The following is a 16390-nucleotide window of genomic DNA, read 5'->3' on the forward strand; positions in this document are numbered from 1 at the left end:
GCGCGAGGCGGGCGGCTAGCCCTTGCTCGCGAAGATCATCAAGATAACGAAGCGCGGCAACGCGCACATTAATGTTATAGAATAACGCCAAATTTCCGCCTGCCCTGTGATCTCCCTCCATGATCGACGCTGCTCCCCTGCGCCAACGCCTACTCTCCATCGACGCCCTGCGCGGCCTCGTGATCCTGTTCATGCTGCTCGACCACGTGCGCGAAACCTTCCTGCTGCACCGCCAGGTCAGCGACCCAATGAGCATCGACAGCACCGAGCCGGCGCTGTTTGTCAGCCGCACCCTCGCCCATTTATGTGCACCGGTGTTCGTGCTGCTCACCGGGCTGTCCGCCTGGCTGTACGGCCAGAAGTATCAGGGCCGCCACGATGTGTCGGCGTTCCTGTTCAAGCGCGGGCTGTTCCTGGTGGTGCTCGAATTCACCCTGGTCAACTTCGCCTGGACGTTCCAGTTGCCACCCAGCGTGATCTATATGCAAGTGATCTGGGCGATCGGCGTGAGCATGATCGCCCTCGCCGCGCTGGTGTGGTTGCCACGCCCGCTGCTGATCACCCTGGCGCTGGTGATCATTGCCGGGCATAACCTGTTGGATGGTGTGCACTTCGCCCCGGAGTCGGTGCTGCAGGTGCCGTGGACGATCCTGCATGAACGCAGCTGGATCGAGGTCGGTGACTCGCTGCGCCTGCGCACCACCTACCCGGTGCTGCCGTGGATCGGTGTGATCGCCCTGGGCTACGGCATTGGGCCGTGGTTTGCCAATGGCATGTCGGCGGCCGTGCGTCAGCGGTATCTGTTGATCGCGGGAGTGTGTGCGTTGGTGGGGTTTGTGCTGTTACGTGCCGCCAATGGATATGGCGAGAAGCCCTGGCAGGCGTATGACAGTGGCGTGCAAACGTTGATGAGCTTTTTCAATGTCACCAAGTACCCGCCTTCGCTGTTGTTTCTGGCGTTGACGCTGGGGGTGGGACTGTTGCTGTTGCTGGCCTTGGAGCGCGCCGGGCATCGACGCTGGATCGGTGTGTTGGCGGTGTTTGGTTCGGCGCCGATGTTTTTCTATCTGCTGCACCTCTATGTATTGAAAGTGCTCTACGTCGCTTGCGGCGCCCTGTTCGGCCTCAATTATGGCAACTACTTCGGTTTTGACGGCGTGGGTGCGGTTTGGCTGATGGCGCTGGTATTGCCCCTGGCGCTCTACCCGCCCGTGCACTGGTTCGCCGCACTCAAGGCACGGCGGCGGGACCTCGCCTGGCTCAAATACCTGTGACGCACCTGTAGGAGCAGGCTTGCCGGCGCCTACAGGTCTGCGCGTTACGCCAGTTCGGCGCGCAGTTGACGGGCCGCAGTCACCATGTGAATCAACGCCGCCTCGGTCTCAGGCCAGCCACGGGTTTTCAAGCCGCAATCGGGGTTGACCCACAGGCGCTCGGCCGGAATCCGCTTGGCCGCCTTGCGCAGCAGGTTGGCCATTTCCGAAGCATCCGGCACCCGTGGCGAGTGGATGTCGTAGACGCCCGGGCCGATGTCGTTCGGGTAAGCGAAGGCTTCGAACGCGTCCAGCAGCTCCATGTCCGAGCGTGACGTTTCGATGGTGATCACGTCGGCATCCATCGCCGCGATAGACTCGATCACATCGTTGAACTCGCTGTAGCACATGTGCGTGTGGATCTGGGTTTCGTCACGCACGCCGGAGGCGCACAGGCGGAACACTTCGGTGGCCCAGTCCAGGTAGTGCTGCCACTGTGCCTGGCGCAATGGCAAGCCTTCACGGAACGCGGCTTCGTCGATCTGCACAATCTTGATGCCGGCGGCTTCCAGGTCGACCACTTCGTCACGAATCGCCAGGGCGAGTTGACGGGCCTGTACTTCGCGGCTCACGTCTTCACGCGGGAACGACCACATCAGCATGGTCACCGGGCCGGTCAGCATGCCCTTCATCACCTTGTTGGTCAGGCCTTGAGCGTAGCGGATCCACTCCACGGTCATGGCCTTCGGGCGGCTCAGGTCGCCGAAGATCACCGCCGGTTTCACGCAACGCGAACCGTAGCTTTGCACCCAGCCGAAGCGGGTGAATACGTAGCCATCCAACTGCTCGGCGAAATATTCGACCATGTCGTTACGTTCGGCTTCACCGTGCACAAGTACGTCTAGGCCGAGGTTTTCCTGCACTTCAACCGCGTGACGAATCTCGCTGTGCATCGCTTCGACGTATTCGGCTTCGCTCAACTTGCCGGCCTTGTACGACTGGCGCGCCACGCGGATTGAAGCGGTCTGCGGGAACGAACCGATGGTGGTGGTCGGGAACAGCGGCAGGTTGAGGCCGGCACGCTGCTTCTCGATACGCTGGGCAAACAGCGACTGGCGCTGGCTGTCCTTGGCGGTGATCGCCGCTACACGGGCTTGCACGGCAGGCTTGTGGATACGTGGCGATGCCGCGCGGGACGCTTGCACGGCGTGGCTTTCAGCCAGGGCGGCGAGCACGTTTGGCGCTTCGGGTTGGTTAACCGCCTGGGCCAGCACCGCGACTTCCGAGCACTTCTGTACGGCGAAGGCCAGCCAGCTTTTCAGCTCGGCATCCAGCGTGTCTTCACGGCCCAGGTCCACCGGGCTGTGCAACAGCGAGCACGACGGCGCAACCCAGAGGCGATCACCCAATTTCTCATGGGCGTGCTGCAAAGTGGCCAGGGCTTTTTCCAGGTCGCAACGCCAGACGTTACGGCCATTGACCACGCCCAGGGACAACACTTTATAGGCCGGCAGGCGGTCGAGGATGGTCGGGTACTGCTCCGGTGCGCGCACCAGGTCGATGTGCAAGCCATCGACCGGCAGGTTGGCGGCGAGGCCGAGGTTCTCTTCCAGGCCACCGAAGTACGTCGCCACCAGCTTTTTCAGCGGGTCGCGCTGGATCAGGTTGTAGGCACGCTCAAAGGCGTTTTTCCATTCCTGCGGCAGGTCGAGCACCAGGATCGGCTCGTCGATCTGCACCCATTCCACGCCCAGATCGGCGAGGCGCTGGAAGATCTGGCCGTACAGCGGCAACAGGCGGTCGAGCAGGTCGAGCTTGTCGAAATCGCCGCCCTTGGCCTTGCCCAGCCACAGGTAAGTCAGCGGGCCGATCACTACAGGCTTGACGTTGTGGCCGAGGTCGCGGGCTTCTTTCACTTCTTCGAACAGCTGATCCCAACCCAGCTGGAACTGCTGGTCGGCGCTGAATTCAGGTACCAGGTAGTGGTAGTTGGTGTCGAACCACTTGGTCATTTCCTGGGCGTGGGCACCACCGCAGCAGCTGTCGCTGACGCCACGAGCCATGCCGAACAGGGTGTGCAGCGTGGCGTGGCCATCGGCCGGGCGGAAACGCTCGGGGATCACACCGAACATTAGCGAATGAGTCAGGACCTGGTCGTACCAGGCGAAATCACCGGCCGGCAGCAACTCGATACCGGCCTTTTTCTGCAAGTCCCAATGAGCCTTGCGCAGGTCACGGCCAACGGCGCGCAGGCCGGCTTCGTCGAGCTCGCCCTTCCAAAACGCTTCCTGCGCTTTTTTCAGTTCACGATCGCGTCCAATGCGCGGAAATCCAAGGGAATGAGCGACTGCCATGACTAACAACTCCAACGTAGGTATTTATGGCAGCCATTGTCGACAGACAGCGATAGTGAGACAAACTCATATTATTCCAGATGATCACAAGATTCGCTCATGTTGCCATGAGGTGCAGATAGAACGCATGGAACATGAAATACGCGCACCCGGCCAATGCCAGTCCCATGCAGCGATTGAACACAGTAAACGCCGACGCCCCATTGATCCGCCGCCCCAGCATCGCCCCAAGCAGCGCGTAAACCCACGGTGCACCAAAGGCGCCTATGGCCAGCAAGGCCGAAACCCCGGCGATCGACGCCCCGGTGATATGCGCCGCCGGCAGCATCACACTGGTGATCGGCAACACCGCCATGATGCCCTTGGGGTTGAGCAACTGGATCACCAGGCCGTTCCAGAACGTGAGGGTCTTGGCCGGTTTGCTTGAAGGTTCTTCAACCACCGTGCGAGCAGTGAACACTTGATAAGCGAGATACAGCGTGTACACGCCGCCGATCAACGAGATATACGGCAGCGCCGCCTGGGAAATGATCGCTTCGCCGGTGTAGCCAAACAGCACGAACAACACCAGCATCGCGCAGCCCACGCCGATGAAAAACCCGGTGGAGCGCCGGAATTTGCCGGTGAGCCCTGCGTTTAGGCCCATGAAGTTCACGGGGCCTGGGCTGTACATGACGCTGAACGCGTAGAGGAAGATGTCCATGGGGAACCTGCAGTAGAAGACGTGGGGGGAGTCTACTGAGGCGGATGCACGCGATTCTTGTACGTTTGTGGTTGCTCGCCATGCATCCATTCAGATGCACTATGTACGGAACAAACACTCAAGCGAGCACCCATGATCAAAGCCAGCCTGCGCAGTTACCTGACCTTATGGTTTGCCGGTTTATCGCTGCTTACACTGTTGAACGTGGGCTTTTATGTGGGGCATATCGCCACTGAACAGATGAAGCAGACCAACCGAGTGGCCTGAGCAACTCCCACCCTGTGGCGAGGGAGCTTGCTCGCGCTGGGTTGCGAAGCAGCCCCAAAACCTGCCACCGCGGTGCATCAGGCACACCGAGGTGACCAGTCTGGGGCCGCTGCGCAGCCCAACGGGAGCAAGCTCCCTCGCCACAGGTTTAGTGGCTGTCGTCCCATTTAGGATAGATCTCACATGGATGCAGTTACCCAAGGCAGTTGCCTCTGCGGCGCAATCCGCTATCAGGTCTCGACACCACTCAAAGCCACGACGTGCGGATAGGCGCTGGTACAAGGCCAAGCGTCAGGCAGAAACCGAGTGGCCTGAGTAACTCCCACCCTGTGGCGAGGAAGCTTGCTCCCGCTGGGCTGCGAAGCGGCCCCAAAACCTGCCACCGCGGTGCATCAGGCACACCGCGGTGACCAGTCTGGGGCTGCTGCGCAGCCCAGCGGGAGCAAGCTCCCTCGCCACAGGTTTAGTCTCTGCCGTCCTATTTAGGATAGATCTCACATGGATGCAGTTACCCAAGGCAGTTGCCTCTGCGGCGCAATCCGCTATCAGGTCTCGACACCGCTCAAAGCCACGACGTACGGATAGGCGCTGGTACAACGCCAAGCGCCAGGCAGAAACCGAGTGGCCTGAGCGACTTCCACCCTGTGGCGAGGGAGCTTGCTCCCGCTGGGCTGCGAAGCGGCCCCATAGCGGTCATGTTGATGTACCTGCTACACCGAGGTGGCAGGTTCGGGGCCGCTGCGCAGCCCAGCGGGAGCAAGCTCCCTCGCCACAGTTGACGGCCCTTACATCAACGGAATCGAATAACTCACAAACACACGATTCTGATCCTGGTCACGCGCTACCTCACTGCGCGACATCCCGTTACGCCAGCCAAACCCGACGTTCTTGAGCGTGCCGCTCTGCACCACGTAATCCAGGGCGATATCCCGTTCCCATTCGCTGGCATCGTTGCCGCTGGCGGTGAGGATATGGTCGCCCTTCAGGTACATCACCGACGCCTTAAGGCCCGGTACGCCGAGGGACGCGAAGTCGTAGGCGTATTGGGCGAATGCTGTGCGCTCGCCGGCCTGGATGAAGGTCTGCACGGTACGGTCGGTGTAGAGGTACAGGCTGGAGCCGCCCTCACCTTTGCCGACCAGGCCGCCCTGGTTGAGTTGGGCGAAGTTGCTGTCGTCCGAGACTTGCTGGTAACCGGCGGTAATCGCGTGCGGGCCCAGTGAGTAGATGAATGCCGCACTCCAGGTGTTGTTGTCGATTTCTCCACTGCCGTTCTTGGTATAGCCACTGAATTTGTAGCCTTCGGAGCGACCGGCGACGCTGCTGTTTTTGCCGTCGGAGGTGGTCTTGAAGTAGCGCAGGTCGGTTTTCAATGAACCGTAGTCACCGAGCGGCAATACATGGATCAGCCCGGCAAAGTGCTGTTGGTAATAGTCTTCAAGATTGGCGTAGTAGTACTGGAGCATCAGGTCCTTGGTGACTTTGTAGTCGCCGCCGGCATAGGTGAATTTGTTGCTTTCCTGAGTACCGCCAGCCACTGCCAGGCCGCTGCGGTCGCTGGAACCACGGCCCGTGGTGTGTTGAAGCTGGCCGCCGATCAGGGTCAGGTTATCGATGTCGTTGCTGGTGATCTGCCCGCCTTCGAAGGACTGCGGCAACAGGCGACCGTCGTTGCTCACCAGAATCGGCAAGTTCGGGCGCAGGTAGCCGTAGCGCGCTTCGGTCTTGGCAAATCGGGCTTTGGCGGTGGCACCGCCACGGGCCCAGTTGTCGGCAGCCTTGCCATCATCGTTGGGGATCATCGAGCTGCCCACGTGGCGACCGGCGCCGCTGTCGAGGGTCACGCCGAGCATGCCGATGGCGTCGAGACCAAAGCCGACGGTACCGTCGGTGAAGCCCGACTGGTAATTGAGGATGAAGGCCTGGCCCCACTCTTCAGTCTTCGACGGCGCGGCGGTGCCGTCGCGGTTGTCGTTGTTGAAATAGAAGTTACGCATGCTCAGGTTGGCTTTGCTGTCGCTCAAAAAATCAGCCGACGCCAACGGGCTCAAGGCCACGCCGAGGCTACCGGTCAATACGCTTAATACATTCAAAGTGGCTTTCATCAGGACAAACTCCGGCGCGGAATCCAGGTTCCGGGCGCAAAAAAAGGGCAGCAGGATGCCGTCGGCCAAACGTGTTGGCCGAAGCGTTAACGGGCGATCAGGTACTTAGTTGCGAGAAGCGAACCTCCGTAAAACCTCAGTCAATCAATCCATGAGCGTCATAAAACGGATACGGCCCCGGGTACTCCCCGAACACACCGTTGTGGCTGATCAAACCGTGCTGCGCATCCCAGTTGTGCAGCAGATAACCCGCCGGTTCCAGGTTGAAATGCGCGGGCGCGGCGTCTTGCAAATCCAGCACGATCTGGTGTGAGGTGCCGGGGCACACGCAACTCAAGCTGCCGCCAAAACGCCGTTGCATCGGCCGGTGCAGATGCCCGCACAGCAGGCGCTCCACTTGCGGATGGCGGGCGACCACGTGTTCGAGGGCGGCAGCGTTGATAAAGGGTTCGCGGTCCATATGGCCGATACCGCTGATAAAGGGCGGGTGATGCAGGATCAACAGCGTCGGTGCCTCGGGGCGCAGCGCCAGTTGCGCGTCCAGCCACTGCAACTGGCTGTCCAGCAATTGCCCGCCGTGGCCTCCGGGGATGGTCGAGTCAAGGCCAATCAGGCGCAGCGGGTGCGTGTCCACTACCCAATCCAAAGGGCCCTCGGCGGACACAGGCAAATAGGCGTGATCACGGAACGCCTCCAGCAGCGGCCCGCGTGTGTCGTGATTACCCGGCACCAGGTAGCAAGGCATTTGCAGGCGCGCCAGCTCGGGGTGCAGCACGGCGTATTCATCGGCGCGGCCGAAGTCCACCAGGTCGCCGCTGATCACCACGATATCCGGGCGCGGCGTGCTGGCGTTCAAATGGTCGACCGCACGGCGCAAAGCACCCAGCGTATCGACGACGCCATACGTCAGGCGCTGGCCGGCTTTAAGGTGCAGGTCGCTGATCTGCGCAACAAGAAACGAACGGTTCAAAAGTCGACTCTCAAGCATTCAGGGTGAATAACATGTGCGGGGCAACGGCCAAGGCTATCGGTGCACCGACGGCGTGAAGCTGGTTGTCGCTGCTGTCGACCAGCAACGGTTGCGCGCCCCCCACGTCCACCAACAGGCGGCTTTGCGCACCCTGGAAAAACTGCGCCAGCAGATGGCCGTGCAAGTGCCCTTCGCCCTCCATCACCCGCAGGTGTTCGGGACGGCAGTACACGGTGGCGGGCCGATCGGCTGCGTGCCACGGCAGTTCGCCGCCGCTGACTTTCACGCCATCGGGTGTGTGCTCAAGCACCGAAAAAGCGTTGAGATTGCCGACAAACCCGGCGACGAACGCATTCGCCGGCTGCTGGTAAATCTCACGCGGGCTGGCCAGTTGCGCGACGCGGCCCTGCTCCATCACCAGGATGCGATCCCCCAGGGCCATGGCTTCGCCCTGGTCGTGGGTGACAAACACCGAGGTGATACCGAGGCCACGCAGCAGTTGGTCCAGCTCACTGCGCAGGCGCTCACGCAGTTGCGCGTCGAGGGCAGCCAGCGGCTCATCCAGCAGCAGCACTTTGGGCCGGGGCGCCAGGGCTCGGGCGAGTGCAACGCGCTGGCGCTGGCCGCCCGACAGTTCATGAATGCTGCGCTTGCCGTGCTGCTGCAAGCCGACCAGCTCCAGTAACTCTTCACAGCGCTTGTTGCGCTCCGGCGCCGACATCCCGCGAATCTTCAAGCCGTAGACGATATTGCCGGCCACATCCAGGTTGGGAAACAACGCGTAATTCTGGAACACCATGCCCACATCACGACGCTCGATAGGCAGGCGCGTGACGTCCTGGTCACCGAAAAACACCTGGCCCACGTCCGGGCTTTCCAGCCCGGCGATCAGGCGCAAAGTGGTGGTTTTGCCACAGCCGGACGGGCCGAGAATCGCCAGGGTTTCGCCGCCTTCGACGGTCAAGTTCAAGTCATGCACGGCCACGGTGCCGTCGGCAAACGCCTTGCGACAGCCCTTGAGGCGAATAGTGATAGCGGTCATCGACGCTCTCCACGGGACAAACGAGCGCTGATGGCCTGCAACGCAACCAGCAGCGGCACGATCATCAGCAAAAAGATAAGGGTGTAGGCACTGGCGATTTCCAGGCGGGCCGAGGCGTAGCTGTCGGCCAGGCCCACGGGCAGCGTCTTGGTCATCGGCGTGTGGAGCATCCAGGTCAGGTTGAACTCACCCAGCGACAGCGTGACCACCATCAACACACCCGCGAGAATCCCCGCGCGGCAGTTGGGCACCACCACACTGAAAAAGCGCTTGATGAGACCGGCGCCCAGGCTGGCGGCCGCCTCTTCCAGCACCGGCAGTTGCTGGCGCTGCATCACCGCCATCACCGGGCGTACCAGAAACGGCAAGGTGAACAGCACATGGCCGACCAGAATGAACAACCAGCTGCTGCGAAACGTGCCGAACTGGCCGTAGGTCAGCAGCAAGGCCAAGGCACTGGCCAGACCAGGCATTGCCACCGGCAGCACCATCAGTTCTTCAAAGGCGCGGCTGAAGCGGTTGTTCATCCGCACCAACGCGTAGGCCGCCGGCACACCGATCACGCAGACGCACACCGCGCAGGCCACGGCCAATTGCAGCGACAGCCACACGGTCGGCGAATAGGCCTGCCACACCTGGATCAACCAATCGAAGGTCAAGCCGCTGGACACGCCCACAAAAAAATTGCGTGTGAGCCCGGCCAGCAATGACATCAGCACCGGCACCAACATGAAGGCGCACACCAACAGGGTAAACAGCAGTTGCATCACGAACAGCGATGAGCGCTTCACAGGACGGTCCCCGCATTTTTCACCAGGCGCCGGGTCAGCAACAGCACCGCCCAGGTCACGGCCCCCAGTACTACCGACAGCGCAGCGGCCACGGCAAAGTTGGCGTAGTTGGTGAACACGTTGTAGATCGCCACCGGCGTGACATTCAGCCGTGTGCCCAAGGTAAACGCGGTGCCGAAGGCGCCCATCGACGTGGCAAAGCAGATCGCCCCGCACGACGCCAACGCAGGCGCCAGGCCCGGCACGATCACGTCGCACACCACGCGCCAGTGCCCTGCCCCCAGCGAATGCGCGGCTTCTTCCAGGCTGCGGTCGAGGCTTTCGCACGCGGCCATTACCGTGAGAATCACCCGCGGAATCGAGAAGTACAGGTAGCCGACAAACAGCCCCGCCAACGAGTAGGCAAAGATCCAGCGCTCACCGGCCACTTGCAGGCCGAGTGACGCAAACAGGCCTTGGCGCCCCGCCAACAGGATCACCAGGAAGCCCACCACGACGCCGGGAAACGCCAGGGGGAACGTCAGCAACGCCACCAGCGCCGAGCGCCCGAAAAACTGCTGGCGGGAGAGAAATACGCCGCTGATGCCGCCGATCAATAACGCGACGAGCGTCACGAAGATGGCCAGCGCGCAGGTTTGCGCCAGGCTGCCCAAATACTGCGCGCTGCTGAGTACCTGCCAGTAGCCGCTGCCGCTACTGTCGCGGCTCTCGGTGCCGAGCACTATCAGGTGCGCCAACGGCAGCAACCAGAACGCGAGCAGCACCGCCAACGCCGGGGCCAGAGCCCAGGCGGCGTGTTTTGCCGATGCTGCCACTTACTTGACCTCGTTCAGGTAACGGGCGGCGAAGGCTTCCTGCACGGCGGCCATTTTTTCGTAATCCACCACCCCGGCGCGGGCGTAATCGCTGTCGGGCAAGAACTGCGCGGCGACGTCGGCCGGCATCTTCATCGGGCGCACCGGGCGCAGGTAAGCCTTGGCCCAGAGCGCCTGGCCTTCGTCCGAGAGCACAAAGTCGAGGACTTTTTCGCCATTGGCGCGGTGCGGCGCGTTGGCCACCAGGCTCATCACGTAAGGCACGCTGATGCTGCCTTCCTTGGGGATCACGAAGGCGACGTTGGCGTTGTCCTTGTAGCGGGCGCGGTAGGCGTTGAAGTCGTAGTCCACCAGGATCGGCAGCTCACCGGACAGCACCCGCGCATAGGCGGTCTGCTTGGGTACGATGGGCGCGTTTTTCGCCAGTTTCTGGAAGTAGTCGATGGCCGGCGCGAAGTTGTCCAGGTCGCCGCCCAGGGCGCGGTTGATCGCCACCGCCGACACGTAGCCGACGAATGCGCTGGACGGGTCGAGGTAACCGACCATGCCCTTGTATTCAGGCTTGAGCAGGTCGGCCCAGCTTTGCGGGACCGGCAGGCCGCCCAGCGCATCGACGTTGACCATGATGCCCAAGGTGCCGGAGTGAATCGCGAACCAGTGGCCGGCCGGGTCTTTCAAACCAGCGGGAATCTGCTCCCAGCCCTTGGGTTTGTAGCCATCGACCACGCCGGCCTTTTGCGCCTGCAAGCCGAAGGTCACGCCGTAATACACCACGTCGGCCACCGGCGCGGCTTTTTCCGCCACCAACTGCGCCAGGGACTGGCCGGAGTTCTTGTTGTCGAGCGGCACTTGCACGCCGGTGCTGGCGTTGATCGCCTTGAGCTGGGTGCCCCAGTCGGCCCAATCCGGCGGGCAGTTGTAGCAAATTGCAGTGTCGGCGGCCTGGGCCAGGCTGGCCGCACCGCACAGCAGTACGGCGGCCAGGGTTTTACTGAATGCGCGCATCGAGGGTCTCCTCATGGGGTTGAGTGCTTTCGCCCGGCCGGATATGGCAAGGCAGGCAATGGGAAATCGGGGCATTGCCGGCGATCTGCGCCAGCAGTTGATCAATCACGGTGCTGGCGAGCAGCGCGATGGGCTGCACCACGCTGCACAGCGTCGGGTGCATCTGGGTGCCGAGGGCAATACCGTCAAAGCCCATCACCGAGAGTTGCTCGGGCACGTTCCAGGCGTTGCGGCGCAGTTCGGCGATCAGGCTGATGGCCAGGAAATCGTTGGAACACACCAGCGCGGTGGGCGCGCGCGGGCCCTGGAGAAACGGCTCGATGGCCGCGAACTCGGCCTGGGTGTGTGCCGGCATTTCGATCACCGGCAGGCTGGTTAGGCCGTATTCGCGCATCGCATCGCAATAACCGGCGTAGCGCAGGCGTGCACGGTCGGACTGCAAGGCGGGTCCGGCGACCATGCTGATGCGCCGGTGCCCCGCTTCGAGCAGGTAGCGCGTGGCGAGGGCCATACCGGCGCGGTTATCGACCGACACGGCGCTGTAGCTCGGGTTGCTCGGTTGGTGATAGGCCAGCACGAAGGGGGTTTGTTCGGTGGCGAGGCTGTTCAGCACGCTGTTGCTCTCGGCATCGGTCACGGTCAGTACCAGACCGTCGACCCGTTGGCGCAGCAGTTCTTCCACCACGATGCTTTCGCGTTCACTGCTGTAGTCGGTGGTCGCCAGCAACAGGCTATAGCCGCGCAAGCGAGCGGCGCGCTCCATGGCCTGGAATTGTTCAGCAAACACCGGGTTGAGCAGGTTGGGCACCACCACGCCAATCAGTTGGGTGGTTTGCAGGCGCAGTTGGCGGCCCAGCAAGTTGGGGCGAAAGCCCAGCTCACGGGCGGCGGCGAACACCTGTTCACGGGTCGCCGGGCGAACCTGGTCGGGGGAGGCAAAGGTGCGGGCAGCGGTGGCGCGGGATACCCCGGCCAGCTTCGCTACGTCTTTTAAATCGGTCATTGTCACTCGCTTGAGATCGATCTCATTGGCGAGGACAGTAACGGGGAAATGTGGCAGTCAGGTGGTGGGGAGATGACGATTTGATGTCAGCGCGGTGCCCACTTGAACCGGTGTCATAGCCACAGACAGTCACACTCAGGCGCTATCGTTAGAAACCAAGCGCGCAAAATCCGCCCGCTAACCTTTCGATTCGATCCAAGTGCGGGCACAATGCGTGTCCTTTTTTGGCAGGCACCGCCGCAGGCTCTCAAAAATGATCAAAACGCCGTACTACCTCATCGATAAACAGAAGCTTCTGGTCAACATGCAGAAGATTGCTTACGTGCGCGAACAGTCCGGCGCCAAGGCCCTGCTGGCGCTCAAGTGCTTTGCCACCTGGTCGGTGTTCGACTTGATGCAGGAATACATGGACGGCACCACCTCGTCGTCGCTGTATGAGTTGAAGCTCGGCCGCCAGAAGTTCGAAGGTGAAGCCCACGCCTACAGCGTGGCCTGGGCCGACGATGAAATCGAAGAGATGCTGGCTAACTGCGACAAGATCATCTTCAACTCCATCAGCCAGCTGCAGCGTTTTGCCGAGCGGTCCGAGGGCAAGACCCGTGGCCTGCGCGTCAACCCGCAGGTGAGCAGCTCCGACTACCTGCTGGCCGACCCGGCGCGCCCGTTCAGCCGCCTGGGCGAATGGGACCCGGTGAAGATCGAAGGCGTGATCGAGCAGATTTCCGGCTTCATGTTCCACAACAACTGTGAGAACGGCGACTTCAACCTGTTCGACCAGATGCTGAACACCATCGAAGAACGCTTCGGCGCTCTGCTGCACAAGGTCAACTGGGTCAGCCTGGGCGGCGGCATCCACTTTACAGGTGAAGGCTATGCCATCGACGCCTTCTGCCAGCGCCTCAAGGCGTTCTCGCAGAAGTACGACGTGCAGGTGTACCTGGAACCCGGCGAAGCGGCGATCACCAACAGCGCCTCCCTGGAAGTGACCGTGCTCGACACCCTCTACAACGGCAAGAACCTCGCCGTGGTAGACAGCTCCATCGAAGCCCACCTGCTGGACCTGCTGATCTACCGCCTCAACGCCAAGCTGGCGCCGAGCGAGGGTGAACACACCTACATGGTGTGCGGCAAATCCTGCCTGGCCGGGGACATCTTCGGCGAGTATCAATTTGATCGTCCGCTGGCCATCGGCGATCGGCTGTCGTTTATCGACACCGCAGGCTACACCATGGTCAAGAAAAACTGGTTCAACGGCCTGAAAATGCCGTCCATCGTAGTGAAACAACTCGACGGTACAGTCGAAGTGGTTCGTGAATTTGGTTACGACGACTACCTGTCCAGCCTTTCGTAAGCTGGCGGATATAGGAGAAATAAAGCAATTGAAAAAGAACGTTCTTATCATTGGTGCAGGAGGTGTCGCCAAGGTGGTGGCCCACAAGTGCGCGCAGCACAACGACGAACTCGGTCGTATTGCTATCGCGTCGCGCAACATCTCCAAATGCCAGGCCATCATCGACAGCGTCAAGGCCAAGGGTAGCCTCAAGGTACCCGCCGACATCCAGGCCTTCGCGCTGAACGCCCTGGACGTGGAAGCGACCAAGGCCCTGATCCGCGAGACCGAATCGCAGATCGTCATCAACGTAGGTTCCGCGTTCCTCAACATGTCGGTGCTGCGTGCCTGCATCGACACGGGCGTTGCGTACCTCGACACCTCCATCCACGAAGAGCCGGGCAAGGTCTGCGAGACCCCGCCGTGGTACGGCAACTACGAGTGGAACCACCTGGAAGAGTGCAAACAGAAGAACATCACCGCCATTCTTGGCGTGGGCTTCGACCCGGGTGTCGTCAACGCGTATGCCGCGCTGGCGCAACAAAAGCATTTCGACCGCATTGATTCGATCGACATTCTCGACGTCAATGCCGGCTCCCATGGCAAATACTTCGCCACCAATTTCGATCCGGAAATCAACTTCCGCGAATTCACCGGGCAGGTGTGGAGCTGGCAGAACAGCCAGTGGACCAGCAACACCATGTTCGAAGTCAAACGTACCGACGACCTGCCGGTGGTCGGTTCGCAGAACCTGTACCTGACCGGCCACGATGAAGTGCACTCGCTGTCGAAAAACCTCGACGTGCCCAACGTGCGCTTCTGGATGAGCTTCGGCGAACACTACATCAACGTGTTCACCGTGCTGAAGAACCTCGGCCTGCTCTCCGAAAAACCGGTCACCACCGCCGAAGGCCTGGAAGTGGTGCCGTTGAAACTGGTCAAGGCTGTACTGCCCGACCCGTCTTCACTGGCGCCCGGCTACACCGGCAAGACCTGCATCGGCGACCTCGTCAAAGGCACCAAGGATGGCCAGCCGCGCGAGCTGTTCATCTACAACGTGGCCTGCCACGAAGAAGCCTTTGCCGAAACCGACAGCCAGGGCATCTCCTACACCGCTGGCGTGCCACCGGTAGCCGCTGCGCTGCTGGTTGCGCGTGGCGAGTGGGACGTAAAACACATGGCCAACGTCGAGGAACTGCCAGCTGAGCCGTTCCTCAAGGCGCTGGACGTGATGGGCTTGCCGACTCGAATTAAAGACGAGCACGGTGATCGCGCTTGGGATGCCATCGCCTGATAAGCGAGCGCTGACCGCACAAAAAATGCGCCCTGAGGGGCGCATTTTTTGTTTGGGCGAACACAAATCCTTGGCGGCATTCCCACGCAGAGCGCGGGAGCGATCATAACGATCAACATCACTAAAACACCGACCACCCAATCCGCTCACTCAACAACTCCAACGCCTTAATCCCCGCCAGCGAGTTTCCCGCCGCATTCAACTCCGGCGACCACACACACACCGTAAACTGCCCCGGCACCACCGCGAGTATCCCGCCGCCTACCCCGCTCTTGCCCGGCAACCCGACGCGATAAGCAAAGTTCCCCGCCTCGTCGTACAGCCCGCTGGTGGCCATGATCGAGTTCACTTGCTTGGTCTGGCGCGGCGTCAAGATCTGCTCACCGCTATGGGCGCTCACACCCTTATTCGCGAGGAAGCTGAACGCCTTGGCCAAATCCAGGCAGCTCATCTGCAAGGCGCAGTAGTTGAAATAGCTGTGCAGCACTGCATCCACATCGTTGTGGAAGTTGCCGAACGATTTCATCAGGTAGGCCATGGCCGCGTTGCGTGCGCCGTGTTGGGCTTCGGATTCGGCGACGACGCTGTTGACCAGAATCTGCGGGTTGCCCGACAGGCGCCGCACAAAATCGCGCATCGACAAGATCGGCACGGCGAAGCGCGATTGGTTGATGTCGCAGATGACCAGCGCGCCGGCGTTGATAAACGGGTTGCGCGGCCGGCCGCGTTCGAATTCCAGTTGCACCATTGAATTGAACGGCTGCCCCGACGGTTCGTGGCCCAGGCGCTCCCAGATGCTTTCGCCGCCGTGGTCAATGGCCTGCACCAGGCTGAACACCTTGGAAATGCTCTGCACCGAGAACAGCGTACGCGCATCACCCGCGCAGTAGGCCGAGCCGTCGTTGCCGTACACCGCAATGCCGAGTTGATTGGCGGGCACGTCGGCCAGTGCGGGAATGTAGTCGGCGACTTTGCCGAGGCCGATCAGTGGACGAACTTCGTCGAGGATCGACGAAAGCATCGCCTGCATATCTTGTCCGGTCATCTTTCTTTGAATCAGTGATTGCGGGGCGCGGAGGATACTTCAATGCGCCCGGAAGCCCCAGACAATCTCCACCACTCGCTCGGCAACCACCAGGTAAACCAGGATCAGCAACAGTTGCAGCGCCAGGTGATAACGCAGCTTGGCCAGCCGGCGAATGCCGTCGCTGACGTTCAACAGCATCAACACTGTGGACAGGATGATCAGCCCCCACCCGGCGACGTTGGACGCAAATACCCCGATAAACAGTTCACGCTGGCCCAGTAGCGTATTGGTGCCCGCCGCGAACAGCAGTGCGCACACCAGCAGGTTTTTGACGTTGTCGAAGATCTGCGTGCTGAGGTCGTTTTCCAGCAACGCCACATACCGCTTCCATAACGTGTGCATGGCTCAGTACCGGTTGGGGATGGCTCGTC

At 61.3% G+C, this 16390-nt stretch carries 15 protein-coding genes; 4 read left to right on the plus strand and 11 right to left on the minus strand.

All coding sequences use genetic code 11. The features are described 5' to 3' along the window. Positions 1-119: 119 nt before the first annotated feature. Positions 120-1274 carry a DUF1624 domain-containing protein gene (locus tag ACR52_RS22145; RefSeq protein ID WP_048729475.1) on the plus strand — a complete coding sequence of 385 codons (1155 nt, stop codon included), beginning with the start codon at positions 120-122 and terminating at the stop codon, positions 1272-1274. A gap of 44 nt (positions 1275-1318) precedes the next feature. Here the strand turns inward: ACR52_RS22145 and metE are convergent, their stop codons facing one another. Further along, positions 1319-3607, minus strand: a complete 2289-nt coding sequence (metE, locus tag ACR52_RS22150) for a 5-methyltetrahydropteroyltriglutamate--homocysteine S-methyltransferase (protein WP_048729477.1) — start codon at positions 3605-3607, stop codon at positions 1319-1321. 97 nt (positions 3608-3704) lie between these two features. Continuing rightward, entirely contained in the window at positions 3705-4310 is a 606-nt protein-coding gene (locus ACR52_RS22155; protein WP_048729480.1) for a LysE family translocator, read from the minus strand. A gap of 132 nt (positions 4311-4442) precedes the next feature. Here ACR52_RS22155 and ACR52_RS31525 point away from each other — a divergent pair, with 132 nt between their 5' ends. Continuing rightward, positions 4443-4577 carry a hypothetical protein gene (locus ACR52_RS31525; protein WP_269084200.1) on the plus strand — a complete coding sequence of 45 codons (135 nt, stop codon included), beginning with the start codon at positions 4443-4445 and terminating at the stop codon, positions 4575-4577. Positions 4578-5362: 785 nt separating this feature from the next. Here the strand turns inward: ACR52_RS31525 and ACR52_RS22160 are convergent. From ACR52_RS22160 to ACR52_RS22190, 7 genes are all read right to left on the minus strand, one after another. Then, positions 5363-6682 (minus strand): OprD family porin, encoded by a 1320-nt coding sequence (locus tag ACR52_RS22160; RefSeq protein ID WP_048729808.1) that lies wholly within the window; start codon positions 6680-6682, stop codon positions 5363-5365. A gap of 136 nt (positions 6683-6818) precedes the next feature. Beyond that, positions 6819-7652: a phosphodiesterase gene (locus tag ACR52_RS22165; RefSeq protein WP_048729481.1), complete on the minus strand. Its 834-nt coding sequence runs from the start codon at positions 7650-7652 to the stop codon at positions 6819-6821. A gap of 10 nt (positions 7653-7662) precedes the next feature. Continuing rightward, positions 7663-8694 (minus strand): ABC transporter ATP-binding protein, encoded by a 1032-nt coding sequence (locus ACR52_RS22170; RefSeq protein ID WP_048729483.1) that lies wholly within the window; start codon positions 8692-8694, stop codon positions 7663-7665. Continuing rightward, a complete protein-coding gene (locus tag ACR52_RS22175) occupies positions 8691-9485 on the minus strand; it encodes an ABC transporter permease (protein ID WP_048729486.1) in 795 nt (264 codons plus the stop codon). Before ACR52_RS22175 ends, ACR52_RS22170 begins: the two co-directional genes overlap by 4 nt. Next, on the minus strand, positions 9482-10300 hold the full coding sequence (locus tag ACR52_RS22180; RefSeq protein ID WP_048729488.1) for an ABC transporter permease: 819 nt from the start codon (positions 10298-10300) through the stop codon (positions 9482-9484). Before ACR52_RS22180 ends, ACR52_RS22175 begins: the two co-directional genes overlap by 4 nt. After that, the gene (locus ACR52_RS22185; protein WP_048729491.1) at positions 10301-11305 is read right to left on the minus strand and encodes an ABC transporter substrate-binding protein; all 1005 of its coding nucleotides are present in this window, start codon (positions 11303-11305) and stop codon (positions 10301-10303) included. Further along, a complete protein-coding gene (locus ACR52_RS22190) occupies positions 11289-12308 on the minus strand; it encodes a LacI family DNA-binding transcriptional regulator (RefSeq protein WP_048729492.1) in 1020 nt (339 codons plus the stop codon). The genes ACR52_RS22185 and ACR52_RS22190 overlap by 17 nt, the downstream gene beginning before the upstream one ends. Positions 12309-12561: 253 nt before the next feature. On the opposite strand from ACR52_RS22190, the gene ACR52_RS22195 reads away from it, so the two are divergent. Both ACR52_RS22195 and ACR52_RS22200 read left to right on the plus strand, forming a co-directional pair. After that, the gene (locus ACR52_RS22195) at positions 12562-13659 is read left to right on the plus strand and encodes a carboxynorspermidine decarboxylase (RefSeq protein ID WP_048729495.1); all 1098 of its coding nucleotides are present in this window, start codon (positions 12562-12564) and stop codon (positions 13657-13659) included. Between the two features lie 28 nt (positions 13660-13687). Then, on the plus strand, positions 13688-14932 hold the full coding sequence (locus tag ACR52_RS22200; protein ID WP_048729498.1) for a saccharopine dehydrogenase family protein: 1245 nt from the start codon (positions 13688-13690) through the stop codon (positions 14930-14932). A 121-nt stretch (positions 14933-15053) separates the two neighbouring features. On the opposite strand, the gene glsB is transcribed toward ACR52_RS22200, so the two are convergent. Continuing rightward, positions 15054-15962, minus strand: coding sequence for a glutaminase B (gene glsB, locus ACR52_RS22205; RefSeq protein ID WP_048729501.1), 909 nt, complete (start codon positions 15960-15962; stop codon positions 15054-15056). A gap of 54 nt (positions 15963-16016) precedes the next feature. Further along, positions 16017-16361: a hypothetical protein gene (locus ACR52_RS22210; RefSeq protein WP_048729504.1), complete on the minus strand. Its 345-nt coding sequence runs from the start codon at positions 16359-16361 to the stop codon at positions 16017-16019. Between the last annotated feature and the right edge of the window lie 29 nt (positions 16362-16390).

This window comes from Pseudomonas fildesensis (assembly GCF_001050345.1).
Classification (GTDB): domain Bacteria; phylum Pseudomonadota; class Gammaproteobacteria; order Pseudomonadales; family Pseudomonadaceae; genus Aquipseudomonas; species Aquipseudomonas fildesensis.

Coding starts and splice junctions, on each gene's coding strand:
- ACR52_RS22145 (WP_048729475.1), top strand. CDS start 120: ATGATCGACGCTGCTCCCCTGCGCCAACGCCTACTCTCCATCGACGCC.
- metE (WP_048729477.1), bottom strand. CDS start 3,607: ATGGCAGTCGCTCATTCCCTTGGATTTCCGCGCATTGGACGCGATCGT.
- ACR52_RS22155 (WP_048729480.1), bottom strand. CDS start 4,310: ATGGACATCTTCCTCTACGCGTTCAGCGTCATGTACAGCCCAGGCCCC.
- ACR52_RS31525 (WP_269084200.1), top strand. CDS start 4,443: ATGATCAAAGCCAGCCTGCGCAGTTACCTGACCTTATGGTTTGCCGGT.
- ACR52_RS22160 (WP_048729808.1), bottom strand. CDS start 6,682: ATGAAAGCCACTTTGAATGTATTAAGCGTATTGACCGGTAGCCTCGGC.
- ACR52_RS22170 (WP_048729483.1), bottom strand. CDS start 8,694: ATGACCGCTATCACTATTCGCCTCAAGGGCTGTCGCAAGGCGTTTGCC.
- ACR52_RS22185 (WP_048729491.1), bottom strand. CDS start 11,305: ATGCGCGCATTCAGTAAAACCCTGGCCGCCGTACTGCTGTGCGGTGCG.
- ACR52_RS22190 (WP_048729492.1), bottom strand. CDS start 12,308: ATGACCGATTTAAAAGACGTAGCGAAGCTGGCCGGGGTATCCCGCGCC.
- ACR52_RS22195 (WP_048729495.1), top strand. CDS start 12,562: ATGATCAAAACGCCGTACTACCTCATCGATAAACAGAAGCTTCTGGTC.
- glsB (WP_048729501.1), bottom strand. CDS start 15,962: ATGCAGGCGATGCTTTCGTCGATCCTCGACGAAGTTCGTCCACTGATC.
- ACR52_RS22210 (WP_048729504.1), bottom strand. CDS start 16,361: ATGCACACGTTATGGAAGCGGTATGTGGCGTTGCTGGAAAACGACCTC.